Origin of the sequence: Mesorhizobium sp. M7A.F.Ca.CA.001.08.2.1, assembly GCF_003998455.1 — a bacterium.
Taxonomy (GTDB): domain Bacteria; phylum Pseudomonadota; class Alphaproteobacteria; order Rhizobiales; family Rhizobiaceae; genus Mesorhizobium; species Mesorhizobium ciceri.
Genome location: NZ_RZPW01001352.1, coordinates 1 through 707 on the forward strand (window position 1 = coordinate 1; position 707 = coordinate 707).

Annotated in this window: 1 protein-coding gene; it reads left to right on the plus strand. The window is 63.2% G+C overall.

Features of this window, described 5'->3' with window-relative positions; genetic code table 11:
• The coding region (locus EN914_RS37320; protein ID WP_127389779.1) for a tandem-95 repeat protein at positions 1-707 on the plus strand (707 nt) is incomplete at both ends.

Here is a 707-nt window from a genome sequence, read left to right on the forward strand (position 1 = left end):
TCACTTATGCGCCGAAGGCCAACTTCTTCGGCACCGACAGCTTCACCTACAGGGCGTCCGACGGCACCGCCGAGAGCAACATCGCGACCGTCGCCCTGACCATTACGCCAGTGAACGATGCGCCTGTCGCCGCGGATGACATCGCATACGTTGCCGAGGACGGCAGCCTGGTGGTGTCGATCCTCGCCAACGACAGCGATGTCGACGGTGACGCGCTGACGCCGGTCCTGGTTTCCGAGCCGACCAACGGCACGCTGACGCTCAATCCGGACGGCAGCTTCACTTACGCGCCGAAGGCCAACTTCTTCGGCACCGACAGCTTCACCTACAAGGCGTTCGACGGCACCGCCGAGAGCAACATCGCGACCGTCGCGCTGACCATAACGCCGGTGAACGATGTGCCTGTCGCCGCCGATGACACCGCAAGCGTTGCCGAAGATGGGACGATTGTCGTGCCGGTGCTTGGCAACGACAGCGACGTCGACGGTGACACACTGACCCCGGTTCTCATAGCTGGACCGACCAACGGCACGCTGACGCTCAATCCGGACGGCAGCTTCACCTATGCACCGAAGGCCAATTTCTTCGGCGCCGACAGCTTCACCTACAAGGCGTCCGACGGTACCGCCGAGAGCAACATCGCGACCGTCGCCCTGATCATCACGCCGGTGAACGATGCGCCTGTCGCCGCCGATGACATCGCATAC